We start from the raw sequence: 25,530 nt of genomic DNA on the forward strand, positions 1-25,530 counted from the left end.
ACCTCCTATTTTTTATAGATCTTCACCATTTGTTTTGATTACATTTTGATACCAGTAAAAGCTTTTCTTTTTCTTTCTGCCTAATGTCCCATTGCCTTCATTATCTTTATCGACATATATGTAGCCGTATCGTTTCTTCATCTCACCCGTTGACGCGCTCACAATGTCGATTGGCCCCCAGCTTGTATATCCGATGAGTTCAACACCATCTTTAACTGCTTCTTTCATTTGATTTACATGCTTGCGTAAGTATTCGATTCGATAATCGTCCAAAATTTCGCTGGAGTCATCAGGAACATCCTGGGCACCTAACCCATTTTCAACAACAAACAAAGGTTTTTGATAACGGTCATGTAATTGATTCATAGTTATGCGGAATCCTTTCGAGTCAATCGTCCACCCCCATTCTGACTTTTCCAGATAAGGATTTTCAATTGAACCGAATACATTTCCTGATGTTTGATGCTTAAGAACTTCAGGATCAGTACTTGTCGTGCGGGATGCGTAATAACTGAATCCAATATAATCAACGGTTCCGTTTTTCAAGATTTCTTCATCTTCTGGCTGAATTTCAATTTCAATACCATTCTCTTGCATGTAGCGTTTTGCGTAACCAGGATATGCCCCTCTAGCTTGAATATCAATGAAGAAGAATGATTCTCTATCTTTGTCCATACCATCCCATACATCATCAGGGTTTGAAGTGTATGGATATGTCATGCCGGCAGCAAGCATACATCCAATGTGAAATTCCGGATTGATTTCATGTCCTGCTTTCACAGCCAGTGCACTGGCAAGCAATTGATGGTGAGCTGCTTGATATTGAATTTGTTTCTTATTATCTCCTTCTTTGAAAACAAGACCTGCACCAATGAAAGGCAAATGGAGCAGCATATTGATTTCATTAAAGGTCATCCAGTACTTCACTTTATTTTTGTAGCGATTAAAAATCGTTTTTGCATATCGCTCGAAGAACCCAACTAGTTCTCTATTTCTCCAGCTGCCGTACTTTTCTATCAGAGTAACCGGAACATCAAAATGAGCAATGGTGACAACCGGTTCAATATTGTATTTTAGTAGTTCATCGAATACATCATCGTAGAATTTCAGGCCTTCCTCATTTGGCGTTTCATCATCACCATTTGGAAAAATCCTTGCCCATGAAATAGAAAGACGCAGTGCTTTAAAGCCCATTTCAGCAAAGAGAGCAATATCCGCTTTATAATGATGATAAAAATCGATTGCCTCATGGCCTGGATAAAATTCATTCTGATCCGGTACCAGACTATCAATCTTTCCATTCATTATGTCCCAACGCTCCTTTCCTGTTGGAAGCAAATCAACAATGGTTAAACCTTTTCCACCATCAAGGTACGCCCCTTCAGCCTGGTTTGCCGCAATTGCGCCCCCCCAAAGAAAATCGCTTGAAAAACCTTTAATTTTTTCCATACTATGACCTCCATTTCAGAAAAAAAGAAAATATATGGTTTCACTTGGCAAAAACCATATCTATTCAATTACTAAACTCTTACATCTGCTAGATTATTTTCACTAACCTCTACAGGTGTGTCTTCTGATGCTTTGATATTGATTAACGGATCATTAGCATTAACAGCTTTTACTTTTGTTACTTCCAAACCGGCAAAATTGCTGTGATTTGTAATGATCACTGGTGTTACCACTTCATAGCCTTCTTCTTTGATTTTTTCAATATCGAATTCTACAAGAAGATCTCCTGCATTCACTCTGTCTCCTTGCTTGATATGAGCAGTGAAGTGTTTACCATCTAATTGGACGGTATCAATCCCTACATGCATCAGGATATCTACTCCTTCATCTGAAGTTAGACCAATTGCATGCTTTGTTTTAAATAATGTCGTAACGACCCCGCTTGCTGGAGCAACTACACGGCCTTCAGTTGGTAAAACAGCAATTCCTTTACCCATTGCTCCTGTTGCAAAAACTTTATCAGAAACCTCACTTAATGGAACGATTTGACCTTTTAAAGGGCTGTCAATTGTAACACCCTTTTTCGCTGTACTATTCGTTTTCTCTAATGGTGTTTCCTCTTTATTCACTCCACCAAAGAAATAAGTTAAAACGAATCCTAAGATAGAGGCTACGATAACGGCTACGATGATTCCCCAGAAAGCCGTATTCATGCCTTCTTCTGGATGGATGTAACTTGGGAATCCAAATACCCCTAATCCCCCCATAATATATGTTTTTGTACCGAAGAATCCAATGATTCCTCCACCAATACCGGCAGCAATACAACTCATGACAAAAGGTTTTTTCTTTGGAAGTGTAATACCATAAATCGCTGGTTCTGTCACACCAAACAAACCAGAGATAAATGCTGGAGCACTCAGTGTTTTTAATTTTTGATTTCTAGTTTTCATCCATACACCCAAAACAGCACCTGTTTGTGCAAATGAAGCAGCGAATATTCCTGCTAAAATTGGATCAGCACCTAACGTCATCATGTTATTAATCGCTACTGGAACAAGTCCCCAATGCAATCCAAAGATAACGAAAACCTGCCAGAAGGCACCAAGTAAAACACCTGCAATAATAGGACTTAAATCATAAACCCAAACAGTACCTGCACCAACCATATTAGATGCCCAAGTAGCGATCGGTCCTATTAAAATAAATGTGAACGGTACAACTACAAGCAAAGTCAATGTTGGAACTAAGAATGTTTTCACAACACTAGGTACAACTTTAGCAAATCCACGTTCTACTTTTGCAGCGAAGAATGATGCTATAATAATTGGAACAACACTTGATGAATAGGTCATCAAAATGACTGGGATACCCAAGAATTCAATAAATACCGGTGATTCAAATAAAGTACCTGCAAATAATGTATAAAGCGGTTCACCCGCAGTTACTGTCGACAGAGCAGGGTAAACCAGGGCAGAACCAATGACAATTCCCAAGAACGGTGTTCCGCCGAATTTCTTCATTGCTGTATATCCAAGGATTACCGGCAGGAAGTAAAACAGCGCGTCACCAGTTGCATTTAATATTTGATAAGTTCCGCCTGTGTTTGTTAACCAACCAAGTGCAATAAATAAAGCCGTAAAACCTTTGATCATACCTGCGGCTACTAATACACCAAGGATTGGAGTGAAGATTCCAGAGATTAAGTCAATAAAACGTGACAAGAAATTCCCTTTATCCTCTTCTTCATTTACATCCTGGCTTTGTTTTGTAGAAAATCCTCCAATGGCTGCAACTTCTTTGTATACCTCAGGTACATGATTTCCTATAACAACTTGATATTGTCCACCGCTTTGCCTAACTGTTACCACACCATCTAAATTTTTCAGTTCATCTGTTTTCGCTTTTGATTCATCTTTTAGTTTAAAGCGAAGTCTTGTAATGCAATGGAAAACACTATTAACATTTTCCTTCCCGCCAACTAAATCTAAAATTTTCCTTGCTAATGCATGATGGCTCATGCCATGCACCCCCAATTAATTTGAAATCAATTTTTTATAAAGAAAAAACCTAAACTACGTGAAGAACAGACATAGAACACCTGTCATTCCCGTAATTTAGGTTTTGCCTCACAGAGTAACAATCCTAAAATGGAATCAGTATTTATCTTTTTACACTTCGTTCAATATGGATCGTCAAGTAAAGGATTTCCTCTTCTGTTAACTCATACCTGTATTGCTTTTCCACAAAATTTTTGATCTTTAAGGAACATTGATAAGCATCGGGATACTTGTTCATAATGACATTTAAAAGATCGTCTTTCTCACCTTTATAATGCTCTCCTTTGACTAGCCGGTTTGCAAAGAATTTTAAATGAGTGATAAACCGATGATAGTTCAAAGAGTTCTCATCAAAGTCGATTTTAAAGCTGTATTTCACGATGGTTAAAATATCTTGAATCACCTTTGTCATGTCAACGGTATTGGTCATGTCTTCATTCAGCTGGGCATTCACTAGATGGAGTGCAATAAACCCGGCTTCATCTTCAGGTAAAAGACAACCGAACCGTTCACAAATCATATTCAAGGCTTCAAGCCCAATTTCAAATTCCTCTTTATAAAGGTTCTTCGTTTCCCAGAGCAATCCATTTTTAATTGGAAGATTATTATTATAACGTTCAATCCCAAAATGAATATGGTCGGTTAAAGAGATGTAGATACTATCATTGAGTTTCTTCCCAAGCTTTTGCTTGGCGTAATGTATGATCTTTTCCGAAAGCTCCATGTACTCCATAGGAATATCGGCAATTAAGGCCTTGAACTTCTTTGTAATATCCCGGTCTTCCAAAGTGAAGATTTTTTCTAATTTATCTTCATCGATTTCTTCTCCAACACGCTTATTAAAGGCGAGTCCGCGCCCCATCACAATTACTTCCTGCTTGCCTTTCATGGTGACAATCACATTGTTGTTCAGTATCTTATTAATCTTCACTTTGTCCACCTCCGATAACAAAAAAGGCAAAACCTTCCCTTTTTTTAAAGGAATCGGTTTTGCCTGATTTAACAGTAACAATCCGTTCTGTATGCGCTTTCTTTAATAATACTAAATACTCATTGAATACGCAACCTTTTTTAGCAGTAAAAGAATAACTAACCCCTCAATTTTTTGAAAGTATCATTCTAATTGAGCTGTTGAGCGAATCATACCTGCTGGCGAAGTTCCTGAACGTCATTTTTAGTGTACCAAATGTATTTTCCTGTATATCCGTAAATAATCGCAAGGGCAATGGAAACAAAACTTAGCCACATAAATGGGACATAGGAAAAGGTAGATATACCTAGAATACCTGCCATGAATATCCCGTTATCGGTCCAAGGAATCATCCCTGATGTCATCGTACCGCCGACTTCAGAATTTCGAGATAAAACTCTTCGATCAATGTATAGTTTATCATAGTTTTTTTCCATGATTTTTGGTGTTAATATTAATGAAACGTACATTGCGCAGCCAAATACATTCGCTAAAAAGGCCACAATTATGGTTGATAGGGTCACATTACCTGCTGAAGTCAGCTTCTTCTGGAATTTGGACACTATTACTTTTAGTACTCCTAAATGTTCCAATAGACCGCCAAAACCTAATCCGAAAAGAATAACGACGATGGAGCCCAGCATTCCCTGGATCCCCCCGCGATTCAAAAGATCATCCATGAATTCAATGCCTGTGTCTATGGAAAAACCATTGTAAGCCATTCCAAGGGCTACGGAATAATCTATCCCTTGGAATGCAGAAGCCCAAATAGTCCCCAAGAGAGCCCCTGCAGCAATTGTCGGAACAGAAGGTTTCTTCAGTGCCAGCATTAGAAGGACAAAAATAGCCGGAATGAGCATCCAAATTTGAATATTAAAGTTTTCCAGTAATGCAGTCTTAAGAAATTCCACTTTTTCTAAATCAGTATTTTTGCCGCCATATATAAATCCTGCTATCGTAAAAAGGATAGCCGTAATAAGGTATGCAGGTATATCTAAATATAGCATTGCACGTACGTGTGCAATTACATCCACTTTCGACATAGACGCCGCAAGTACAGTACTGTCAGATAACGGAGAAAGCTTATCTCCAAAGTATGCACCTGATAGAACGGCACCAGCCACCAGTGGAAGTGGGATACCCATCCCTTCCCCAATTGCCATCATCGCTATTCCAGCAGTCCCAACAGTTCCCCATGACGTACCTGTAGCCAAAGATGTTATCGAGCAAATGACTAGAGTTGCCAACAAAAAAATGCTGGGATGGATAAACTCCAAACCGTAATATATAAGGGTCGGTACAATTCCTCCTGCAATCCAGGTCCCGATTAGTGCACCAACGACAACTAGTATTAATATGGCCTCAAGCCCATTCGAAATCCCATTTGTAATAGCTTCTTGCAGTTGCTGATATCGGTGTCCTAACCGTAAACCAAGTAATATAACAATAAACCACGATATAAGTAGTGCCAGCTGTATAGGTAAATCAAACATAACGGTAAAAGAAAAAACAATGGCTAAAAACAATCCAAATGTAATAGTAATTTCTAATATAGATGGTAATCGAACTTGCTTCACCTTTCCACCCCCCTGAAATAATGCGCTTTCACCATCCTATTATAAAAGTTTATCCTTAATCTATATATCAACCGTCAATTAAAAGGTTTAATATGAAAAAAGATAAATTATAATAATAGCTCAGTACCTTTCCCTATAAAACTATGGCCCCCAATGATAAGGGCTTTTTAAAGAAAATCAATTGATCTTGATCCATAGATTTATCATGTTACACTCGCTCGGTTAAAGCACCGCCTGATATGCCAGGATTGGTCATTTCGTAAGGATTTAAAATCAAATCGATTTCTTCCTCTGTCAAAACATCATATTGTAAACAAAGCTCTCGAATCGATTTACCTTTTAAGATGGCCTCCCGAGCAATTCGCGATGCAACTTCATACCCTATGTGCGGATTTACGGCTGTAAGCAATCCCACACTTTTTTCAACATATTCCTTCAACCGGTCTTCGTTTGCCTCAATTCCTTTTAAGCAGAAATCTGTAAAGCTTCGGAATGCATTGTTCATGATGCTGATGGATTGAAGCAGGTTAAAAACCAACACGGGTTCCATTACGTTTAATTCCAGTTGTCCGGCTTCAGAGGCCAAGCAAATCGTATGGTCGTTTCCGATCACCTGAAAGGCAACTTGGTTAATGAGCTCAGGCATTACCGGGTTGACTTTTCCAGGCATAATGGAGGAACCGGGCTGGCGTGATGGTAGAGTAATCTCCCCAAGTCCAGCACGAGGGCCGGATGTCATCAATCGTAAATCATTCGCTATTTTGGACATGTTTATCATGCAGACCTTCAATGCTGCTGATACTTCTGTGTATGCATCGGTATTTTGTGTAGCATCAACAAGGTGCTCGGCTCCTACAAGCGGTAATCCGCTTATGTCTGAAAGATGCTTTACGACATTTTTTATATACATTTGGTCAGCATTTAATCCTGTCCCTACAGCTGTAGCACCCATATTCACTTCATAAAGATGCTGGCGAGCTTGTCCAATCCTTTTTATGTCACGTTCCAAAACACGGCTGTATGCTTCAAATTCTTGACCAAGGCGAATTGGTACTGCATCTTGAAGATGGGTACGACCCATTTTTATGATCGGATCAAATTGCTGAGCTTTTTCCTTGAAGATATGTAACATGTCACTCATAGTATCCAGAAGGTTTTTCAGCATATTAAGGGTGGAGATATGAATCGCTGTCGGAAATACATCATTCGTTGATTGCGACATATTCACATGTCTGTTCGGGCTTATTTTCCAGTAGTCGCCTTTATGATGGCCAAGGAGTTCAAGCGCACGGTTTGCAATGACTTCATTCGCATTCATATTCATTGAAGTACCGGCTCCTCCCTGAATCGGATCGACGATAAAATACTCGTGCCATTCTCCTTCTATAATTTCATCTGAGGATTGGATGATTGCCTTACCGATCCCTTCATATAGACGTTTCGTATCCATATTGGCAAGTGCTGCCGCTTTTTTAACTATCGCCAGCGCTTTAATCATTTCTATATGAATGGTATATCCAGTTATCGGGAAATTTTCTACAGCCCGTAAAGTTTGAATTCCATAATAAACATCTGCTGGTATCTCCTTTTCACCGAGAAAATCTTTCTCAATTCGGTATACGTTCTTGTCTTTCATTACTTCCTTCACTCCCTTTGTAACTTCTATAATATAAGTCCTCAGCAATTGGCGTTTCCATCATTTCCTTCACCTCTTGCGGATCCTGAGTCTTGCCCAGTACCCACATCAATTTAGGAACGATGGCTTCTGTATTCATATTCCTTGAACGAATAATACTATCACGACCTACTTTTCTCCCTACTTCATAAATATCTATATCCTCTCCCTCTTCTAGACATTGCGTAGTAACGACAATAGATATCCCGCATTTCGCCAAATCGATTAATTTTTCCACAATATTTCTTCTTTCAAATGGAATACCGCCACTTCCATAGCTCTCAATTACAATCCCTTTACATTGATCTTTCAGAGAGTCAAAAATTTCAGGCTTTATTCCAGGGTACAACTTGACTAATAAAACATCTGTACATAGGGAGGTTTCCAATTTAATCTCTTTATTCTTTGGTGTACTTACCGGTTTATCATAATAAATACCTTCATTATTTATAAAAGCGATGTAAGGGTAATTTATACTTTCAAACGCGTCATAGCTTTTTGTTCTCAATTTAATGGCTCTTGTTCCCTGAATAACTCTGCCATCAAATACTACATATACTCCCCCGATTTCTTCACAAGCAAAGCGGATAGCATCAGAGACATTCCTTTTAGCATCCGTTTTCTGAAAAGCAATCGGGATTTGAGATCCTGTAAAGACAATTGGTTTTCCTACATTTTGCAACATATAGGAGAGTGCAGCAGAAGTGTAGGCCATTGTATCTGTGCCATGAGTAATTACAAAGCCATCGTAATCATGGTAATGCTCATAAATGGATTTTGCTAATTCAACCCAATTTTCCGGCTGCATATTTGTACTATCTATATTCATCAAAGGCTTACTATCCATTTGACAAAGCAAATTTATATCTGGAAGATAACTTAAGATTTCATCTGCTTTCAGCTCAGGTGCCAGTCCATTTTTCCCTGCTAATGAAGCAATTGTTCCACCAGTAGTAAGTAACATCAATTTCTTCAATAGGATACCTCCTTAAATGCTGCGTTTTACGCAAATTCCATCATGTTTCAGCTAATTAAATTCATTAAAATAAATCACTTCGGTTAGTATTTTATAACCTTCCATTCTCTTAAAAGTTTCTTTTGCCTCTTTCCCGTGCTAAATTCAAATATTTTAATAATGTTGTTTTTTGAATGAGAAGTGATGATCCACACGAGATAATTCCTCCATTAAAATGATTTAATTAACGAATTAAAAAATACTAAAGTTATACTCCTCAGCAATATGTTTTAACAACTCGACACCTGCAAGGCTATTACCATATTCATCTATAGCTGGTCCATAAATACCGATACCACAGCCGGTTTGGAAAGGGGATTCTTGTGGATATCTGGCAGGTACTGATGCCATGATGCCTCCTGATACCCCACTTTTCGCTGGTACACCGACAAATGCGGCGAATTTACCAGAAGCATTATACATCCCGCAAGTCAGCATTAAGCCTTTCGTCAGCTGTGCTATTTGTTTAGGAAAGACTTGCCTCTTATGAATTGGGTCATATCCATTTTGTGATAGTATTAATCCAATTTGAGCAATATCTTTTGTATCTACTTCGATTGAACATTGTCTTAAGTAAACCTCTAATGCATCCTCTACCTCTAATTCCAAAAATCCACTCTCTTTCAAATAATAGGCTAAGGCTCTATTTCGATTGGCTGTTTTCCACTCGGACTGATATACTTTTTCATTAATTGTTGGTCGTTTCCCAATCATTTTTTCTATTAACGCGTATATCGATTCCAGCTTTTGCTCCGGGGTTTCCCCATTAAGAAGAGATGCTACTGTAAGCGCTCCCGCATTAATCATTGGGTTAAACGGTTTGCCCGGCTTATGAATTTCCAATCGAACAATAGAGTTAAATGCATCCCCTGTTGGTTCTACATCCACGCGATTTAATACATAAGGAATTCCACGGTCTAAACATGCTGCAATAAAACTGATAACTTTTGAGATACTTTGTAAAGTAAAAGGAACATCCCAATCTCCTGCCTTCATCTCTACACCATCAGAACTAATCATGTAAACTCCCAAATCCGATTGGTTAGACTCCCCCAATGCTGGGATATAGTCGGCACATCGGCCTTTCAAACCAAGGGAACGGTAATTCATGACCCATTCACAAAGATTTTCTTCTTCCTTGGGGATACTAGTTTGAATTATTTCTTTTATTATTTGATGATGCACTAACCCACCCCCTGTAAACGTTTTCTTTTTAAAGCAAGGCTCTTGTAAACACCGCTGTTGATTTCCGCGCAAGGCTTCGCTTTCCGCGGGGTGCTGATAATGCCTCAGCGGCTGCGCCGGCGGGGTCTCCACCCAAGCTTCAATACCAGCTGGGACTTCTTCAAAATCAACATGATGCTATAACAGAGCTTAAGGTAAAACAGATATAATTCCTGGTCATTCTCATTCATTTTAGAATCAGAGTTACACAAAGAAACCGAATACTACAAATAAATCTTTTAAAAAATCATTATATAAACTAACCTAACTAGTAAGAATATTAAAATCGGAAGTGATAGTTTTGGGTATAAATCCTTTATTTAGAAAAGAACGTACCATTATTATTTTGATGATGTTTTTTGTTCCATTAGCTGGAGAAATACACTTTTATCCCATTAATGAAACATTTCGTGTCAGCTTAGGGCCGCCAACTCTTTTTCTTTTTCTACTTTTTTTAAGAAAAACCGGCATTATCCCAGGCTTTTTACCAGCTATTCTTGTTGTGTTTTTTCGTATGCTGCTAGATTCAATTATGGGAGTAAACTTTAACTGGTTTATTTCTTTTGAATCTCATTATCCGAGTTTTTTCTTTTACTTCACTTATACTTCCCTTTTCTATTTATTTAAGGTTAATCGTTTTCATCGGCAACCTTTGATCATTGGTTTCTATGGAATTACCATTGAAATATTATCGAATCTTGTAGAAATATTCTTACAATATATAATGTTTAGAGGTATCATTACTTCAGGATCATTGTTGGAAATGTTCCTTATGGCTCTTGCTCATAGTTTTATGGTATTAGGAGTATTTAGTATGATGAAATTATATGAGGCACAGTCCCGGGAGATAGAAGTACGGAAGCAAAATGAATATATGTTATTGCATGTATCGAACTTATATGAAGAATCTATTCATTTAAAAAAGACATTTCAAAATTCTGAAACGATTACAATGAAAGCTTACGAATTATATAGAGAATTAAATGGAAATCATGATGTAGACAATAAACTCCTTAAAAAAACCCGTCAACAATTACTGGAAATAGCTGGTAAAATACATGATGTTAAAAAAGACAATCAGAGAATTTATGCGGGCTTATCCAAGCTTATCTCAAATGAAGGCTTTACAGACTATGTCCATATTACGGATTTAATAAAAATAATTGTGCGATCCAATGAAAAGTATGCACATTTATTAGAAAAAGATATCCTTTTTCATTATCACATAAAAGGGAATCACCCCCGTTACCATATTTATACCATTCTATCGATAATAAATAATTTAGTTGCCAACGCGGTAGAAGCCATTAAAGAAATGGGAACCATCGAAATAGAGGTTAGTTTTCAGGAAAATTCTGTTCATTTTCGGATTGAAGATGACGGACCTGGTATTCCGGAAAGGAATAGGGACTTAATATTTAAACCTGGCTTCACTTCTAAGTTTGACAGTATGGGCAATCCTTCAACGGGTATCGGGCTAACTTTTTTAGAAGATATGGTCAAAAAGTTTAATGGAAAGATTACCTTTAAAAGTGGCTCAAACAACATAGGAACCGTCTTCATTATTAGCTTGCCAGTTGATAATTTAGTTGAAAAGGAGAATTCTTGATGAATTTTTTTATAACAGATGATGATATCACCGTTCGTTCCATGCTTGCTCAAATTATCGAAGATGGGGATTTGGGACAAGTTGTTGGCGAATCCGATGATGGAGCATTATTAAATGGAGAAACATTAAACTTGAAAAAGGTTGATATTTTATTGATTGATTTATTGATGCCCACCCGTGATGGTTTTGAAACTATTCAATCTATCAAACCGGTATTTAAGGGGAAAATCATTATGATTTCGCAAATGGAGTCCAAGGATCTGATTGGTAAAGCATATACACTTGGAATTGAAAACTATATTATCAAGCCAATTAATAAAATAGAAGTGATAGCTGTCATCCGAAAAGTAATGGAGCATACTCGTCTCCAACAATCCATTCACGATATTCAAAAATCATTAAATTCTGTACTTCAAATAGGTTCTATCCTAAATCAAAAGGAGCCGGCTTTTAAGGAATATAATATTAAACATTATGGTGAGTTCCTTTTGGCGGAATTAGGTATTTCAGGCGAGAGTGGTAGTAAAGATTTATTAGAGATATTGGCTATTTTATTTAATTATGAGAAAAAGGATACATTTGAACACGGATTACCATCTCTTAATGAAATTTATGAGCATTTAGCAAATAATAAGCTGGGAGCTGTCGGAGACGAAGGGAATCTTAGAAGAGAGGCTAAAGCTGCTAAGCAACGTGTTCGCAGAACTATTTATCAGGCACTGACTCACATGGCATCTCTGGGACTTACAGACTTTTCAAATGCAAAATTCGAAAAGTACTCTTCCCTGTTTTTTGACTTTACGATGGTTCGCAAAAAGATGACAGAGTTAACAAATGAATCAAAGCCATCCTTCACTACTACACGAATAAATATAAAAAAATTTATTCAAGTATTATATTTCGAAGCAAAACGAATGATGTTAGAAGGGTAGAAAGGATACAGGAGAATACGTATGCCAAACTTTCCTTTGTAATGATCATTTTTCTCATTACAAAGGAACCAAGCACCCCCGTAGTCTCGATGCGAAAGGAGATCCTTGTGTAGGATCTCCTTTTTTATTTATTTAAAATAATTTAATACCGCGCTGCAAGACATCCAAATAGATGCTTGTGTTCCTTTATCTTAATTAAGAGGTGAAGGATTAATGTCAAATATAACATTCCATTGGAAACTTTCTCAAACTCCAGAACAAGCTGAAAGAAGCACTGCAAAATGTGTGGCAAATTATCTGTTTTTACGGATACGAATGTGCGAAGGCATAACGCAAACGGAAAAAACATATACCAATTTGCGATTTATAAATGCGAAGACAATCATACGTGGAACCGAAAGTTAGCTATCTATAAAACGTTCTCAGAGCATGTTTCTGAAATGGAGGAGCAGAAAGAAGAATCCTCAATTAAGTCAGCCATTCCGATAACCAGCTAAGCAGAACAAGGAATAAAGGTGATACACATTGCACTAGATGATGTGATAGGAAAACATCGAATTGATAAAGTGCTTTCAAATCTGCCTTCCATTTCTGATTAGGTGCAGGAATATTTTTAATTAAACCCTTTGATGCTATCCCCAACTCCTTAGCCATTTGTATATCCCTCTCATTCTACCGGCATCATTTTTTTGCCTCTGCCCAGGCTTGCGAATTCTTTTTTTCGCCATCACCATATCCTCCTTTTTGTTCTATAAGACTATTTCACTATAGCGTGCAGAATTAGTCGATATTTATCACTTTAAATTTAGGTCCTTCAGAACAATACAAAGTTTTCCTTTAATCAAACGTTTGTTTAAAAAATACTACATAAACATAACGTTATAAATGCTCGAAGCAAAAAAGGACTACCTCCTTTTCATAAGAAGTAGTCCTTTACTTACAAACTATTTAAACATCAGGCAGCTTCACAATTTAGTGAAACGGAATTACATCATGCCGCCCCTAAGGTGAGAGTGCGTAATATTTTTAACCTGGTGTGCGTAGATTGCTGTATATCAATGTTTTGTTAAATTTTGTCTGTAACATCTTTAATGGGAATTAACCGTTTTTTACTGGATTGCGTTAGCAATATGTTAGCATTTTTAGTGTTATTTATTTACTAAGGTAATAGACTTCTGAAGTTTAGTTTTTGATAGAAAACTTTTCACGAGTCAATTTGGGCACAAATAACGATAAAAAGAAAGAACGGGATAAACTAAATACTACAAACGAGATCCATAATCCGTGATTTTGATATAAAGGGACAAAAAACCAAAGCGCTATTAAAAAGACAATCAATGCTAAAGTAATGGAATCACGGATGGATTTTGCTTCAGTAGCACCAGAAAAAATTCCTTCTAACTGCAAACCCCAGAATCCAAAGATCGGAAACACAAGCATCCACACTAAATAAATTTCTGATACAGCCTTTACTTCTGGAATTGTCGTAAAGAAAGCTATAATACTATTACCAAAGATAAATACGCTTAAACTCAAAAAGATTGCTGAAGCTAATCCCCAAAGAGCTGAAAGAGTAAAAGCCCGCTTATAAAGGAACAGATTTGCCCCACCTATAGCTCTGCCAACTAAGATACTTGAAGCATTGGCAAAACCACCAAATAAATAAGCTATAATATAGTGAATTTGTAGTAGGATGGCATTGGCTGCTAACGTCACTTCACCCTGGCCTGCCCCCATAGAAGTAAAAATTACTGTCATTGTGAGCAAACATACAGTCCTCAAGACTAAATCCCTGTTCATTTTCATCATTTTTAGAATGGGTTCTTTTTCTAGCAACATCGATAACTTTATACCAGCTAATCTCTCTTTATTCGTCAAATACAAGAGCCATACCCCTAATACAACAGCACTAACCTCAGCTATAAGAGTAGCATAAGCAACGCCCTTAATTCTCATTCCTAATCCTAAAACAAAAACAAGATCTAATATAATGTTTAAAACATTCATCCATATTTGAATAGCCAAAGCTAAGCGAACCTTCCCCATTCCAATAAGCCAACCAATAATGACATAGCTTAGTAGAATAAATGGTGCTCCCCAAATTCGAATAGAAAAATAAGTTGAGGCAAAGGATGATACAGCTTCACTTCCTCCAATTAATGATAAGGCAATGGCAAGGATAGGATTCTGTAAAACGATAAACAATAAGCCAAACAATATAGCCAATATCATTGGCCTTAGAAAAGAAAGGATTATTTCACTTTGTTTATTTGCCCCTCCTGCCTGAGCGGTAAATCCACTTGTACTCACTCGTAGGAAACCAAGCAGCCAGTACATCGTGTTAAATATAACGGCTCCAACAGAGACTCCACCAATTGAAGCCGGGTCAGGAATTCTTCCTACTACCGCTGTATCAACAGCCCCTAAAATAGGAGTTGAAATTCCAGATATAATGAGTGGGATGGCCAACACCAAATACTCCCTATGACTATAAGGCGCAGTGTTATTTAAGACCATAGAATCTGTTGCCAATTTCATAAATTCCTCCTGCTTGATGTATATCTTAAACGGTTGAAGCTACTTGTTTATCTTTTACAGTTAACCATTATTGCCTGGTAATTTGGGGCTTACTTAGACCTGAAATTTTTATTCCATCATGATACATACCCGCTTTAAGAACACTCATAAATCCTAACCAACAATTACCTAATAATTACAAAGTATAATCTCTTTCATTATGTAGAAAAAGACAGGTTTCCCTGTCCTTACGCAAATGTCTTACTAATTTTTTAGAGTCATCGTCGGAACCAGAAATTTACATTTTATCCTATCTAACTTCGCGATTATTTAGATAATCTATTTGTGTCAAACCCAGTTTACTTTCGTTGAAATTGTACGAAAACGCGGGTGTTCAGCAAGGATAGATTCTCTTAATCGTTTAACTATAGGGTGTTTGGATGAAAAAAATTGGTCTTTTGAATCGTAAAGCTCAATCAATTCTCCTTTTTCCAGGACACCAATTTGATCAGATATCGAGAAAGCTGCTTTAATATCATGTGTGATAAAAAGATAAGATAAGCCGAAGTCATCTTTTAAATCGCTTAATAATTGTAAAATTAAGCTTTGTGTAACCATATCTAAACTACTAACTGATTCGTCAAGGACAATTAATTTGGGTTGAAGAGCAATTGCTCTAGCAATATTTATCCTTTGCAATTGTCCACCACTAAATTGGTGAGGGTATTTTTTTAGATCCCTTTCACTTAAGCCTACTCTTTCTAATAGCTCAATGACCATTCTTCTTTTTTCTTCAATAGATAGCTTTTCAAAGTTCTCTAACGGCTCACATATAATTTGTTCAGCTGTCATTCGGGGATTAACAGCGGAATTTGAGTCCTGAAATACAACTTGAAGGTCACGGCGTATTTTTTGTTTGATAGCTTTATTTAAATTGTAAATATCATATCCTTGAAACAAAACCTTACCTTGCTGTGGGCGTTGAATTCCGAGAATTACTTTCCCTAAAGTACTTTTCCCAGCTCCGCTTGTACCAATTAACCCCAAACATTTTCCTTCTTCAATAACAAAGGAAATCCCATTAAGAATATTATTTGTTTGGATCTTGCCTTTAAAAAAATTTTTAGAATTATAGCTAAAGTTTACTTGTTTTACCTCTAATAAGCTCAATGGTTCCACCTCTTGGGAAATTCGTTTTGCCCGTTACAACATATAGGAATAGGGTTGTTTTTGAGAATATAAGGTTGGCCTTGTTCTTAACAGCTTCTTCGTGTACTCATGTTGTGGATTATCAAATAGTTCTAATACATTTGCAGTTTCTACTATTCTTCCATGCCGCATCACGATTACATCGTCAGCTAACTCTGAAATAACTCCAAGATCATGTGAAATAAGAAGAATAGATGTTCCATACTCAGAACGAATCTTATCTAATAGACGAAGTACTAATAATTGGCTATGAAGATCAAGTGCTGTAGTTGGCTCATCTGCAATAATAACTGCCGGTTTTAAGCATGTAGCCATCGCAATCATAACTCGTTGAAGCATTCCACCACTTAACTGAAATGGATAGCTTTTTAGCAATTTATTGGGATCTGGCAAATTTACACTTTCCATCACATCAGTCGCAAGCTCCTTTGCTTGCTTTTTATTTAATGAAGTATGCGATCTAATCGTCTCAGAAAATTGGTGGCCAATCGTAAAAACGGGAGTAAAGGCATTCATCGGATTTTGCATAATAAAAGCAATTTCCTTTCCTCGAACTTTCCGCATTTCTTTGTTTTCTAGACCATTCAATTCCCTATCTTGTAGTATAATGCTCCCTCTAATATCCATATTCTTCTCATGTAGCTGTAGAATAGACATACTTGTAACAGTTTTACCACTACCACTTTCCCCAACAAGACCCAGAATCTTCCCTTTTTTAATTCCAAAATTAACTTCCTGAACAAGTGTAGAAAAGCATTTATTGTTTCTTACTTGCACATGTAAGTCTTTTACATTTAAAATGTCTCGCTCATTTGCTTCCATATATTCAACAGTCCTTTTTCATTTAGCGGCGTTTAACCCCAAACCGTTCTGATAGTGATTCACCTAATAAATTAAAGGTAACAACGACTAGCATAATCATTAAACCCGGATAAATCATTAATGTAGGATTTGTTCTGATATAGGACTTCCCTTCAAGAATCATCGCCCCCCATTCAGGAGTAGGGGGTTGCACACCTAAGCCTAAAAAGGACATAGATGATAAATTCATAATTGCCCAACCCATTTCTAATGTTCCCATTACTGCTAGTGATGGTAGAACATTTGGAACAATATGTTTCTTCATGATAGTCGATGTAGAAGAACCACTAATTTTAGCCGCTATAATATAGTTCTGTTCTTTCAGGCTTAGGACCATTCCTCGTATTACCCTTGCGTAATAAACCCATTGTACGAGAATTAACCCTAAAATGACTTGTTTAAGACCCGTTCCCCAAATACCAACAAATCCAAGAACAAACAAAAGGCTTGGGATCGCCATTAGACCATCACCGATCCTCATTAGCAATTGATCAACCCAACCACCTATATATCCAGCAATGATACCAATGATTAAACCAATACTTAAAGCTGAAAAGAAAATTAGCAAGGCAAAGCCTAACGATATTCGAGCCCCATATAAGATACGTGAAAACGTACATCGACCTAAATGATCTGTCCCTAATGGATAATCCAAAGAAGGTGGCTGTAATTTATGAGCTAAATTAACAGCGATTGGGTCATTAGGTGCAAGCCACGGAGCAAATATTGTGATCAAAAATAATATACACAGTATTAGAGAACATATGACAATCACTTTTTGACTTTTTAATACACCACGAAACATTGCTATCATTGATACTGCCTTCCTTTTCTGGAAATACGTGGGTCAATATACATTTGAATAAGGTCAACAATTAAGTTGCTGACAAGAAATACTCCCGCTGCTAATAGTACATAGCCTTGAATAACAGGAACATCACGGTTAAAAATAGCGTCAATAAAATACCGCCCAAACCCTGGCCACGAAAAGACTGCCTCTACAATAATAGCCCCCGTCAATAAGTTCCCTAAATTCATTCCAAGCCCAGTAATCATAGGAGAAATAGCAATTCTTAGTACATGCTTCCCCATTATAATCTTTTCATGTATTCCCCTCGTCCGTGCAAAAAGCACATAAGACTCTTGTAAATTATCAAGAACACTTGCGCGTAACAGGCGAGTATATAAAGCTATTAAAGGAAAAGCCAACGTGACTGAAGGCAAAATTAAATGCTTCCAGGTTCCCGTACCTTCTACTGGGAAAAGGTCTAGTTTTACAGAAAAGAAAAAGATCAATAAATATCCAAGCCAAAATGATGGAATCGATGCCCCTATAAAAGAGAGGAATCGACTAAAATGATCAATAGCACTGTTCTTCTTTATACCTGCTAAAAAACCCAAAGGGATACTTACTAAAATTGCAATCAAAAGACTGCCTATAGTTAACTGAATAGTTGCTGGCAATCGCGAAGAAATCTCTTCCCATACAGGTTTATTCGTAACATAAGATATGCCAAAATCAAGTTGGCATATCTTAATAAGGGCGTTCACATATTGGATTAGAAGAGGTTGATTTAAGCCAAACTCATGTCTTTTTTGTTCCAACATCTCATCTGTAGCTTGAATATGTGCTGCAGCAAAGTATGCCTCAGCTGGATCCACTGGTGATAGGTTAATCATTCCGAATGTTAGTAGAGTAGCAATAAGAAAGATTGGAACGATGGTCATTATTCGTTTCAAGACATAAGTACCCATAAAAACCTCTCCTGTCGCTTACTCGTTTACACTAATCCCTGTAAATGGATGTTCATCTCGGTTACCAGGGAATGTAAAATTAGAAACATCCTTTTGATAAATTGCTATTTTCTTAATATACGAAATAGGTACAATGGCACTTTGCTCTTGTAATGAGCCTAAGATTGCCGTGTAAAGCTGTTGACGTTCGTTTTCATCCGTTGTTTTTTGAACTTCAGCTATTTGGATCATTAACTCTTCTTTATTAGGATAGGATGAAATCGCTTCTCTAAATCCAAATCCTTCTGTGTTCATCATGTTTACGAAAGTATGCGGATCATATGGCGCACCGAAGTTACTATAAAAATTCATATCAAACTCATTCGCTTTGAATCTTTCCACTTGAGTGGTAAGCTCAACTCCGACAATATTTAGTTTTACACCTAAACCCGCCCACTCAGACTGTAATGTTTCAGCCATTGTTTTTTGGATTATTTCAGAAGAGTTATACATCAACTCAATTTCAAGTGGTTTCCCGTCTTTTTCACGTACATTTTTACCCTCTGGCAACATCCAGCCTGCTTCATCTAATAATTGTTTCGCTTTTTCAACATTATATTCAACCTTGGTCGTATCAACATTTGAAGTGTAAGGTAAGTTTGTTGGTAAGATATAGTCGGCCTTCTCTTCTAATCCAGATGTCACACCTTCAACCATTGTTTGTTTATTAAATCCATAATGTAATGCTTGGCGAACACGTACATCAGAAAGCTGTTCTTTATTCGTATTCATAACTAGCTGTCTAGTGGCGACTGGCTCAGAAATGCTAGTTTCATAGGAACCTGTGGACTCTAATTGCTTAAAAGAATCTATACTGATAACACCTTCTCCATAAACAAGGTCTAAGTCCCCTTTTTCGAAAGCGAGTACGCGTGTTTCAGCATCAGGAATGACTTTGACTTTAATTTTCTCTACACTTGGGAGTTCTCCCCAATAATTTTCGTTACGTTTAAAAATAGCAAATTCATCTACCTTATATTCATCTAACACCCATGGACCCGTACCAACAGGTTGTTCTACACCCTTTGAAGTGTCACCATCTTCAGGGAAACCGACTTCTCCTAGAAAACGGACTGGACGTACAACTGCTAATTCCTGAATAGTAGGATAATACGGCTCTTTTAATGTTAATTTGAATGTATATTCATCTATGACATCTGTTTGATCAATCTTTGGAATAAATCCTAACCAACCATGCATGTCTGCATTCTTTAGTATTGCATCAAAGTTCTTTTTCACAATGTCAGCATTAAAATTTGTGCCATCAGAAAATTTAATATCCTGGCGTAGGTTAAATACATATTCTTTCCCATCTTCAGAAATCTTCCAAGACTCTGCTAAATGTGGCTTTAACTCTCCTCCATCCTGGTAGCTAACTAAAGGTTCATATACCATGGATTGAGCAAATAATTGAGATGGATTATAAACATGTGGATTCATCTCTCCTATATCCCTTGGCCATGCAACAGTAAACATATTGCTACTTTCACTGGTAGACTCCATATTTCCTGCTGAATTTCTTGAACAACCAAGTAATGCCAAAGATAACATAAGGACAATTACAGATATAAGCAAAAAATGTTTTATATATATTGGTTTTGCCATAAAACCCGCCCCCCTAATTGAAAATGATAACCATTATCACATAGTAGGATATAGATATTTGATTGTCAATATGTTTTCGTATTTTTAACAAAGAATTCAGTCTAATTTTTATTTAATATTTTTAGATATAGTGAAAAAAAACATTAAAATAGGCTATTACCTTTTGATTTGTAAGGTGTTTACCACCTCTTAAGAATAAAGAATAAATATTAAATGAAACAAGAATTCTTTATTCGTTAATTAGTCGTGTATTTAACAAAAGAACTGAAAAAGAGGCTTCTCAAAAGCTAAATTAACTAATGAGAAGCCTCTTTTATTTTTCAAATGTTAGCATTTTGTTAGCAAACCACTTCAAAACCCTTATATTTCAAGGGGGTGAACGGTCATTACATCATGCCGCCCCTAAGGTGAGGATGTGTAATATCGTTAACGTGAGGTGAAATAGCGCGGTAAATCAACGTTTTGGATATTTTTGGCTGTAACATCTTTAATGTCGATTTACCGTTTTTTATGGAAATGCGTTAGCAAAATGTTAGCATTGATACTTGAATGTTTTTAATAATAATATTTAATAATACCCTACCCAGTTGGGCTGATTACTTTTTATTGCTTTCTCTACAGCATTAATCCAATCACCTATATCCTATAACTTAATTTCCAATTCCTTAATAGACATACTTGTAGAATCCACCGTTTTCCATAATGTTTCTAGAGCATATTTAACCCCGTCATAAGGATATTGAATTGAATCATTGGCTGCTAAATAATCCGTCATTCTTCTCTCCATTTAATGTCCCGTCTTGATGAATATATTCTCATCTTAATCAGTGAATTTAAATTAACATCTCCTTCTAAGCTGTCCCATGCTATTCCTCCATTTTCAAAAATTGCCCTATATAAATCTTCAATTGTATTGAAGTGATTATAATATTCCTTAGTTTCTTCTTCTGGTATTAGTTCTGAGTTTCTTATTGTTTGCTCTGGATATATGGGTAAATAAATCCAGTGCAACTTAGCTGCAATCTCTTTTGTTTTAAGTATAATCTCTTGAGCTTTCTCAGTAGGTTTTAAATTCATGTAGATATCTCTAATTTCTTCATAATTATCTTTTAATAATTGCTCAAGATCTTGTTTGTCAGCTAAATAATGATCGTATTTAGAAGAATACTCTTCAAAACCCACTTTAACACTTTGGTTTATTTAGTATTTATCATTAACAGTATCAAAAAAACCATCGATAAATTGGATTATATCTAATCTTTTAAAAAATAATTTCTTGAATTGATTCTTCACTATAAAACTGCTCCAATATTGCATTACCTTTAGACAGTGACACTTTATATCATTAGAAAATCTAGTTTTTATGAATATATATTTTTTCTCAGAAAATAAAATCCTAAGAATTAAACTGTTCGTGATTTATATGCCTAATCTCAGAATATAATAACGCTTCCTTATTTCCATCATCCTTTTCTAAATAAACTACTTTCGATTTCCCACTCTCTATTCGTTCTGCCCTCTAACTTAATTCTTCACTACCACTTACACACGCAAAATAAATTGCTTAAATATATTACCAGTCCATTCCACTAGCCTAGTAGGAATTCTAAAATGTTGCATATCACAAGTTAATTGCGTATTTTTTTACCTACTTTAAATATGAGCGGAATTCCTATAATTGTAGGTAGAATCCAAAATAACAAAATAGGCAGTTCATTTAAAACTGGTATACTAGGAGTATTAACTACTAAAGTTGCAGTTACAATACCTATATAAGAACCTAGCATTCCTCCTATATGAGCACCTATCCAATTTTTCCATTTCTTCTTGACCGCTAAATATCCCAATAAAGCGAGCCCATAAGAAAACAGAGCGATATAGAATAAATATTGGCTTTTTTCCCAATGGATTATCGACATAACCAAAGCTGTTATAAATACAAGGACATAATACCAGTGATATATCTCGCCAGATACTGTATGTTTCCCCTTCTTCTTTTTAGAAGACATTGCAAATATCCCGCTTATTAAACAAATCGTCCCTGTGAGTATATGAGTAATTAAAAATACATTAAACAATAACATCACCTCAATACTTAAAAAACGTCTTCTAATGAAAATCCCTCTTCCATTAATAATTTCTTTGTTTCATTCATTAATTTTTCATAGGGGAGACCTATTTCAAAAACAAAATGATCATTGAGAAACTTATCAATGTCTACAGTAGTCTCTATTTGGCTAGTTTCATAGTATTTTTTAATTTGGGTTTAACCTTCTGAGTGTTTACTATATTTTCCAAGAACACCCTTAATACTCTGCTCTTTGGGAGGCTTAATTTTCGATATTGTATCTCGCTCTCTCTAGCAGTAATATTATCCAGTGTCATCTTGAAAAGATAATCGATTTGACATTTCTAAAGATTTTCTAAATACCGATATTAGTGTATTTTTGTCCATGGAAATCATCTGCTCGACCAGTTCTAAGGAATATTTTATGCAATAAATGAATCCAGATAATTCAACGTATATAACGCTAGTGAATTTTTTTCAAAAAATCTTCCTTTTAAAAGGTAATAACCAATTTACTTTAAGGAATATTGCTTATCGAAATAATTCTTATATTCTTCACTTATAATTTGATCCCACCAATCTTTGTTATCAATGTACCATTTGATGGTTTGAGCAATACCTGTTTCGAATGTATAACATGGTTTCCAGCCTAGGCTTTCTAGTTTTGTTGAGTCAATCGCATAACGCTTATCGTGTCCTAAGCGGTCTTTGACAAACTCTATTAATCCCTCTGACTTCCCAATTGTGCTAATGATTGTTTTAACAACTTCAAGATTTGTTCGCTCATTATAACCACCCACATTATAAACTTCTCCATTTGAGCCTTTATGCATCACTAAATCAATCGCAGTACAATGATCATAAACATGTAACCAATCACGAATATTTTTACCATCACCATATATAGGTACCTTTTGATCATTTAATACGCGAGAAATGGTTAACGGAATTAGCTTTTCGGGAAAATGGTATGGACCATAGTTATTTGAACATCTTGTAATGTTCACTGGTAAACCAAATGTTCTATGGTATGCACGAACTAACATGTCTGAAGATGCCTTACTTGCACTATATGGGCTGTTTGGTTGAAGAGGTGTTTCTTCTGTAAAAAAAGTCGTTGGATTAAAGTCTAACTCCCCATAAACTTCATCCGTTGAGACTTGAACAAATTTCTTTACACCAATATACTTCGCTGCATCCAATAACACTTGAGTCCCTAAAACATTAGTAAACACAGAAATTTCAGGTTTAGTGATGGACCGGTCTACATGACTTTCGGCTGCAAAATGGATTACATAATCAAATTTATATTCTTCAAAGCACGCATAAATTGCTTCTCTATCTGTAATATCAGCCTTAATAAAATGGTACCTATCCTTATTTTCAATGCATCTATGCTTGGTAAGATCTCCAGCATAAGTTAATAGATCAAGATTAAAGATCTCGTATTGTGGATATTTATCCACCATATATTGAACAAAGTTACCACCAATGAAACCTGCTCCACCGGTCACTACTACCTTTTCTCTAGTCATGATTCACCTCTAAAATTAGTTCATTGATGTAGTGCTCTAATGCCTCTTGCCATGATGGCAACGGTTTAAATCCTGAATCAACCAACTTTTGCTTAGACAGACGAGAATTCTTTGGTCGCACAGCGCGGGTTGGATACTCCTCTGTATTTATTGCATGCACCTTAACCGCTTTGCCTGCTACTTTAAAAATTTCCCTTGCAAATTCAGCCCAACTACAAAAGCCTTCATTTGAAACATGATATATACCATATTTTTCACTTTCAATCATTTCAATTAATAATCTTGCTAAATCAAATGTATAAGTTGGTGATCCAAATTGGTCTCCAACAACATTTAATTCTGAACGAGTTTCTGCTAAGCGAAGCATTACCTTCACAAAGTTATTTCCATTTATTCCGAATACCCATGAAATTCTTACAATAAACATTTGATTAAGAAGAGATTGAACTACCTTTTCACCTTCTAACTTGGTTAAACCATAATACCCCACCGGACTTGTTGAATCAGTTTCAGAGAGAGGCCAATTTTCTTCCCCATCAAACACATAGTCAGTACTAATGTACATGAATTTTGCCCCAACGCTCTTTGCTGCTTCAGCTAAATACCTCGTACCATTTACATTAATATTCCAGCATGTGTCCTGATCATCTTCCGCTTGATCAACAGCTGTATATGCAGCGCTATGAACAATCGCATCTGGATTTAACTTTTCAACAAATTCCGTTACACGCTGCTTGTTTGTAATATCCAAATCCGCTGAGCCTACACCATAAATATCATAGCCGTGAAACTGGCCTTCCTTCACAACATCATAGCCAAGTTGACCTGTATAACCTGTCACTAGAATCTTCATTTTGATTCCCCATATCGATAATTAATTTCTGCATCTTTTAAAAGTGGTGCCTTCTTATCCTTTGCAGATAACACAGGAGTGATATCCTCCGGCCATTCAATTCCAATTTCTGGATCGTCCCAAGCGATACCGCAATCGTATTCAAGTGCATACAGCTCGTCCACCTTATATTGAACTTCAACATTATCTGTTAATGTCATAAACCCATGTGCAAAGCCCTTTGGAACAAGCAATTGCTTTTTGTTTTCTCTAGACAACTCAATCCCATACCATTGTCCAAACGTAGGACTTTCTTTTCGGATATCAACAGCCACATCAAAAATAGAACCTCTTGTACATCTGACCAGTTTCGTTTGCGCCTTTGGATTTAATTGATAATGCAGACCGCGTAAAGTCCCCTTTTTGACTGAAAGAGACTGATTATCTTGAACGAACTGAAAATCAATTCCGCCTTCTTTAAATTTTTCCTTATTATAAGTCTCCATAAACCAACCACGATGATCCCCAAATACATTGGGCTCAATAATTAATATATCTTCAATATGAGTTTTTACAACTTGCACATGATCACCTTTTC

At 36.4% G+C, this 25,530-nt stretch carries 21 protein-coding genes and 1 pseudogene; 3 read left to right on the top strand and 19 right to left on the bottom strand.

The window, feature by feature from the left end; translation table 11 throughout:
- Positions 1-12: 12 nt before the first annotated feature.
- The 7 genes from F0342_RS20975 to F0342_RS21005 all read right to left on the bottom strand — a co-directional run bounded on the left by F0342_RS20975 (position 13) and on the right by F0342_RS21005 (position 9,919).
- Positions 13-1,449 (bottom strand): 6-phospho-beta-glucosidase, encoded by a 1,437-nt coding sequence (locus tag F0342_RS20975; RefSeq protein WP_149157783.1) that lies wholly within the window; start codon positions 1,447-1,449, stop codon positions 13-15.
- 71 nt (positions 1,450-1,520) lie between these two features.
- Positions 1,521-3,470 carry a beta-glucoside-specific PTS transporter subunit IIABC gene (locus F0342_RS20980; RefSeq protein WP_149157784.1) on the bottom strand — a complete coding sequence of 650 codons (1,950 nt, stop codon included), beginning with the start codon at positions 3,468-3,470 and terminating at the stop codon, positions 1,521-1,523.
- Between the two features lie 142 nt (positions 3,471-3,612).
- Entirely contained in the window at positions 3,613-4,440 is an 828-nt protein-coding gene (licT, locus tag F0342_RS20985) for a BglG family transcription antiterminator LicT (RefSeq protein ID WP_149157785.1), read from the bottom strand.
- Positions 4,441-4,649: 209 nt separating this feature from the next.
- Positions 4,650-6,056: a Na+/H+ antiporter NhaC gene (gene nhaC / locus F0342_RS20990; RefSeq protein ID WP_149157786.1), complete on the bottom strand. Its 1,407-nt coding sequence runs from the start codon at positions 6,054-6,056 to the stop codon at positions 4,650-4,652.
- 208 nt (positions 6,057-6,264) lie between these two features.
- Entirely contained in the window at positions 6,265-7,692 is a 1,428-nt protein-coding gene (gene aspA, locus F0342_RS20995) for an aspartate ammonia-lyase (RefSeq protein WP_149157787.1), read from the bottom strand.
- Positions 7,664-8,707 (bottom strand): asparaginase, encoded by a 1,044-nt coding sequence (locus tag F0342_RS21000; protein ID WP_149157788.1) that lies wholly within the window; start codon positions 8,705-8,707, stop codon positions 7,664-7,666. Before F0342_RS21000 ends, aspA begins: the two co-directional genes overlap by 29 nt.
- Positions 8,708-8,938: 231 nt before the next feature.
- Positions 8,939-9,919 carry a glutaminase gene (locus F0342_RS21005; RefSeq protein ID WP_316252640.1) on the bottom strand — a complete coding sequence of 327 codons (981 nt, stop codon included), beginning with the start codon at positions 9,917-9,919 and terminating at the stop codon, positions 8,939-8,941.
- Positions 9,920-10,262: 343 nt separating this feature from the next.
- Here F0342_RS21005 and F0342_RS21010 point away from each other — a divergent pair, with 343 nt between their 5' ends.
- The 3 genes and pseudogenes from F0342_RS21010 to F0342_RS25755 all read left to right on the top strand — a co-directional run.
- Positions 10,263-11,579 carry a sensor histidine kinase gene (locus F0342_RS21010; protein ID WP_149157789.1) on the top strand — a complete coding sequence of 439 codons (1,317 nt, stop codon included), beginning with the start codon at positions 10,263-10,265 and terminating at the stop codon, positions 11,577-11,579.
- The gene (locus F0342_RS21015; protein WP_149157790.1) at positions 11,579-12,511 is read left to right on the top strand and encodes a response regulator; all 933 of its coding nucleotides are present in this window, start codon (positions 11,579-11,581) and stop codon (positions 12,509-12,511) included. The genes F0342_RS21010 and F0342_RS21015 overlap by 1 nt, the downstream gene beginning before the upstream one ends.
- A gap of 266 nt (positions 12,512-12,777) precedes the next feature.
- A pseudogene (locus F0342_RS25755) lies at positions 12,778-12,946 on the top strand (cytoplasmic protein); the annotation flags it as partial.
- Positions 12,947-12,979: 33 nt separating this feature from the next.
- Here F0342_RS25755 and F0342_RS25185 read toward each other — a convergent pair.
- The 12 genes from F0342_RS25185 to rfbC all read right to left on the bottom strand — a co-directional run bounded on the left by F0342_RS25185 (position 12,980) and on the right by rfbC (position 25,516).
- A complete protein-coding gene (locus F0342_RS25185; protein ID WP_223145739.1) occupies positions 12,980-13,165 on the bottom strand; it encodes a hypothetical protein in 186 nt (61 codons plus the stop codon).
- A 528-nt stretch (positions 13,166-13,693) separates the two neighbouring features.
- The gene (locus tag F0342_RS21025) at positions 13,694-15,049 is read right to left on the bottom strand and encodes an MATE family efflux transporter (RefSeq protein WP_262481843.1); all 1,356 of its coding nucleotides are present in this window, start codon (positions 15,047-15,049) and stop codon (positions 13,694-13,696) included.
- Between the two features lie 327 nt (positions 15,050-15,376).
- Entirely contained in the window at positions 15,377-16,198 is an 822-nt protein-coding gene (gene nikE, locus F0342_RS21030; RefSeq protein WP_149157791.1) for a nickel import ATP-binding protein NikE, read from the bottom strand.
- A 33-nt stretch (positions 16,199-16,231) separates the two neighbouring features.
- On the bottom strand, positions 16,232-17,059 hold the full coding sequence (gene nikD, locus F0342_RS21035) for a nickel import ATP-binding protein NikD (RefSeq protein WP_149157792.1): 828 nt from the start codon (positions 17,057-17,059) through the stop codon (positions 16,232-16,234).
- 22 nt (positions 17,060-17,081) lie between these two features.
- Positions 17,082-17,912: a nickel ABC transporter permease subunit NikC gene (nikC, locus tag F0342_RS21040; RefSeq protein ID WP_149157793.1), complete on the bottom strand. Its 831-nt coding sequence runs from the start codon at positions 17,910-17,912 to the stop codon at positions 17,082-17,084.
- Positions 17,909-18,853 (bottom strand): nickel ABC transporter permease subunit NikB, encoded by a 945-nt coding sequence (gene nikB / locus F0342_RS21045; RefSeq protein ID WP_149157794.1) that lies wholly within the window; start codon positions 18,851-18,853, stop codon positions 17,909-17,911. The genes nikC and nikB overlap by 4 nt, the downstream gene beginning before the upstream one ends.
- Before the next feature lie 18 nt (positions 18,854-18,871).
- Positions 18,872-20,443, bottom strand: a complete 1,572-nt coding sequence (gene nikA / locus F0342_RS21050; protein ID WP_395940712.1) for a nickel ABC transporter substrate-binding protein — start codon at positions 20,441-20,443, stop codon at positions 18,872-18,874.
- An 825-nt stretch (positions 20,444-21,268) separates the two neighbouring features.
- The gene (locus F0342_RS21055; protein WP_149157796.1) at positions 21,269-21,679 is read right to left on the bottom strand and encodes a hypothetical protein; all 411 of its coding nucleotides are present in this window, start codon (positions 21,677-21,679) and stop codon (positions 21,269-21,271) included.
- A gap of 446 nt (positions 21,680-22,125) precedes the next feature.
- Entirely contained in the window at positions 22,126-22,581 is a 456-nt protein-coding gene (locus F0342_RS21060; RefSeq protein WP_149157797.1) for a DUF2306 domain-containing protein, read from the bottom strand.
- Positions 22,582-23,077: 496 nt separating this feature from the next.
- Complete coding sequence (gene rfbB / locus F0342_RS21065) at positions 23,078-24,100, bottom strand: dTDP-glucose 4,6-dehydratase (protein WP_149157798.1); 1,023 nt, start codon at positions 24,098-24,100, stop codon at positions 23,078-23,080.
- Positions 24,093-24,953, bottom strand: coding sequence for a dTDP-4-dehydrorhamnose reductase (gene rfbD / locus F0342_RS21070; RefSeq protein ID WP_149157799.1), 861 nt, complete (start codon positions 24,951-24,953; stop codon positions 24,093-24,095). The genes rfbB and rfbD overlap by 8 nt, the downstream gene beginning before the upstream one ends.
- Positions 24,950-25,516, bottom strand: a complete 567-nt coding sequence (gene rfbC / locus F0342_RS21075; protein WP_149157800.1) for a dTDP-4-dehydrorhamnose 3,5-epimerase — start codon at positions 25,514-25,516, stop codon at positions 24,950-24,952. The genes rfbD and rfbC overlap by 4 nt, the downstream gene beginning before the upstream one ends.
- Positions 25,517-25,530 lie beyond the last annotated feature (14 nt).

This window comes from Bacillus sp. CH30_1T, from assembly GCF_008364765.1.
In the GTDB taxonomy this organism is placed as follows: Bacteria; Bacillota; Bacilli; order Bacillales; family Bacillaceae_B; genus Rossellomorea.

What these genes read in the sequence shown, in the direction of transcription:
- nikC (WP_149157793.1), bottom strand. Translation starts at nt 17,912, where the DNA reads ATGATAGCAATGTTTCGTGGTGTATTAAAAAGTCAAAAAGTGATTGTC.
- rfbB (WP_149157798.1), bottom strand. Translation starts at nt 24,100, where the DNA reads ATGACTAGAGAAAAGGTAGTAGTGACCGGTGGAGCAGGTTTCATTGGT.
- F0342_RS20980 (WP_149157784.1), bottom strand. Translation starts at nt 3,470, where the DNA reads ATGAGCCATCATGCATTAGCAAGGAAAATTTTAGATTTAGTTGGCGGG.
- F0342_RS21025 (WP_262481843.1), bottom strand. Translation starts at nt 15,049, where the DNA reads ATGAAATTGGCAACAGATTCTATGGTCTTAAATAACACTGCGCCTTAT.
- F0342_RS21060 (WP_149157797.1), bottom strand. Translation starts at nt 22,581, where the DNA reads ATGTTATTGTTTAATGTATTTTTAATTACTCATATACTCACAGGGACG.
- nikD (WP_149157792.1), bottom strand. Translation starts at nt 17,059, where the DNA reads ATGGAAGCAAATGAGCGAGACATTTTAAATGTAAAAGACTTACATGTG.
- F0342_RS21015 (WP_149157790.1), top strand. Translation starts at nt 11,579, where the DNA reads ATGAATTTTTTTATAACAGATGATGATATCACCGTTCGTTCCATGCTT.
- nikA (WP_395940712.1), bottom strand. Translation starts at nt 20,443, where the DNA reads ATGTTATCTTTGGCATTACTTGGTTGTTCAAGAAATTCAGCAGGAAAT.
- nikB (WP_149157794.1), bottom strand. Translation starts at nt 18,853, where the DNA reads ATGGGTACTTATGTCTTGAAACGAATAATGACCATCGTTCCAATCTTT.
- rfbD (WP_149157799.1), bottom strand. Translation starts at nt 24,953, where the DNA reads ATGAAGATTCTAGTGACAGGTTATACAGGTCAACTTGGCTATGATGTT.
- F0342_RS20975 (WP_149157783.1), bottom strand. Translation starts at nt 1,449, where the DNA reads ATGGAAAAAATTAAAGGTTTTTCAAGCGATTTTCTTTGGGGGGGCGCA.
- F0342_RS25185 (WP_223145739.1), bottom strand. Translation starts at nt 13,165, where the DNA reads ATGGCTAAGGAGTTGGGGATAGCATCAAAGGGTTTAATTAAAAATATT.
- aspA (WP_149157787.1), bottom strand. Translation starts at nt 7,692, where the DNA reads ATGAAAGACAAGAACGTATACCGAATTGAGAAAGATTTTCTCGGTGAA.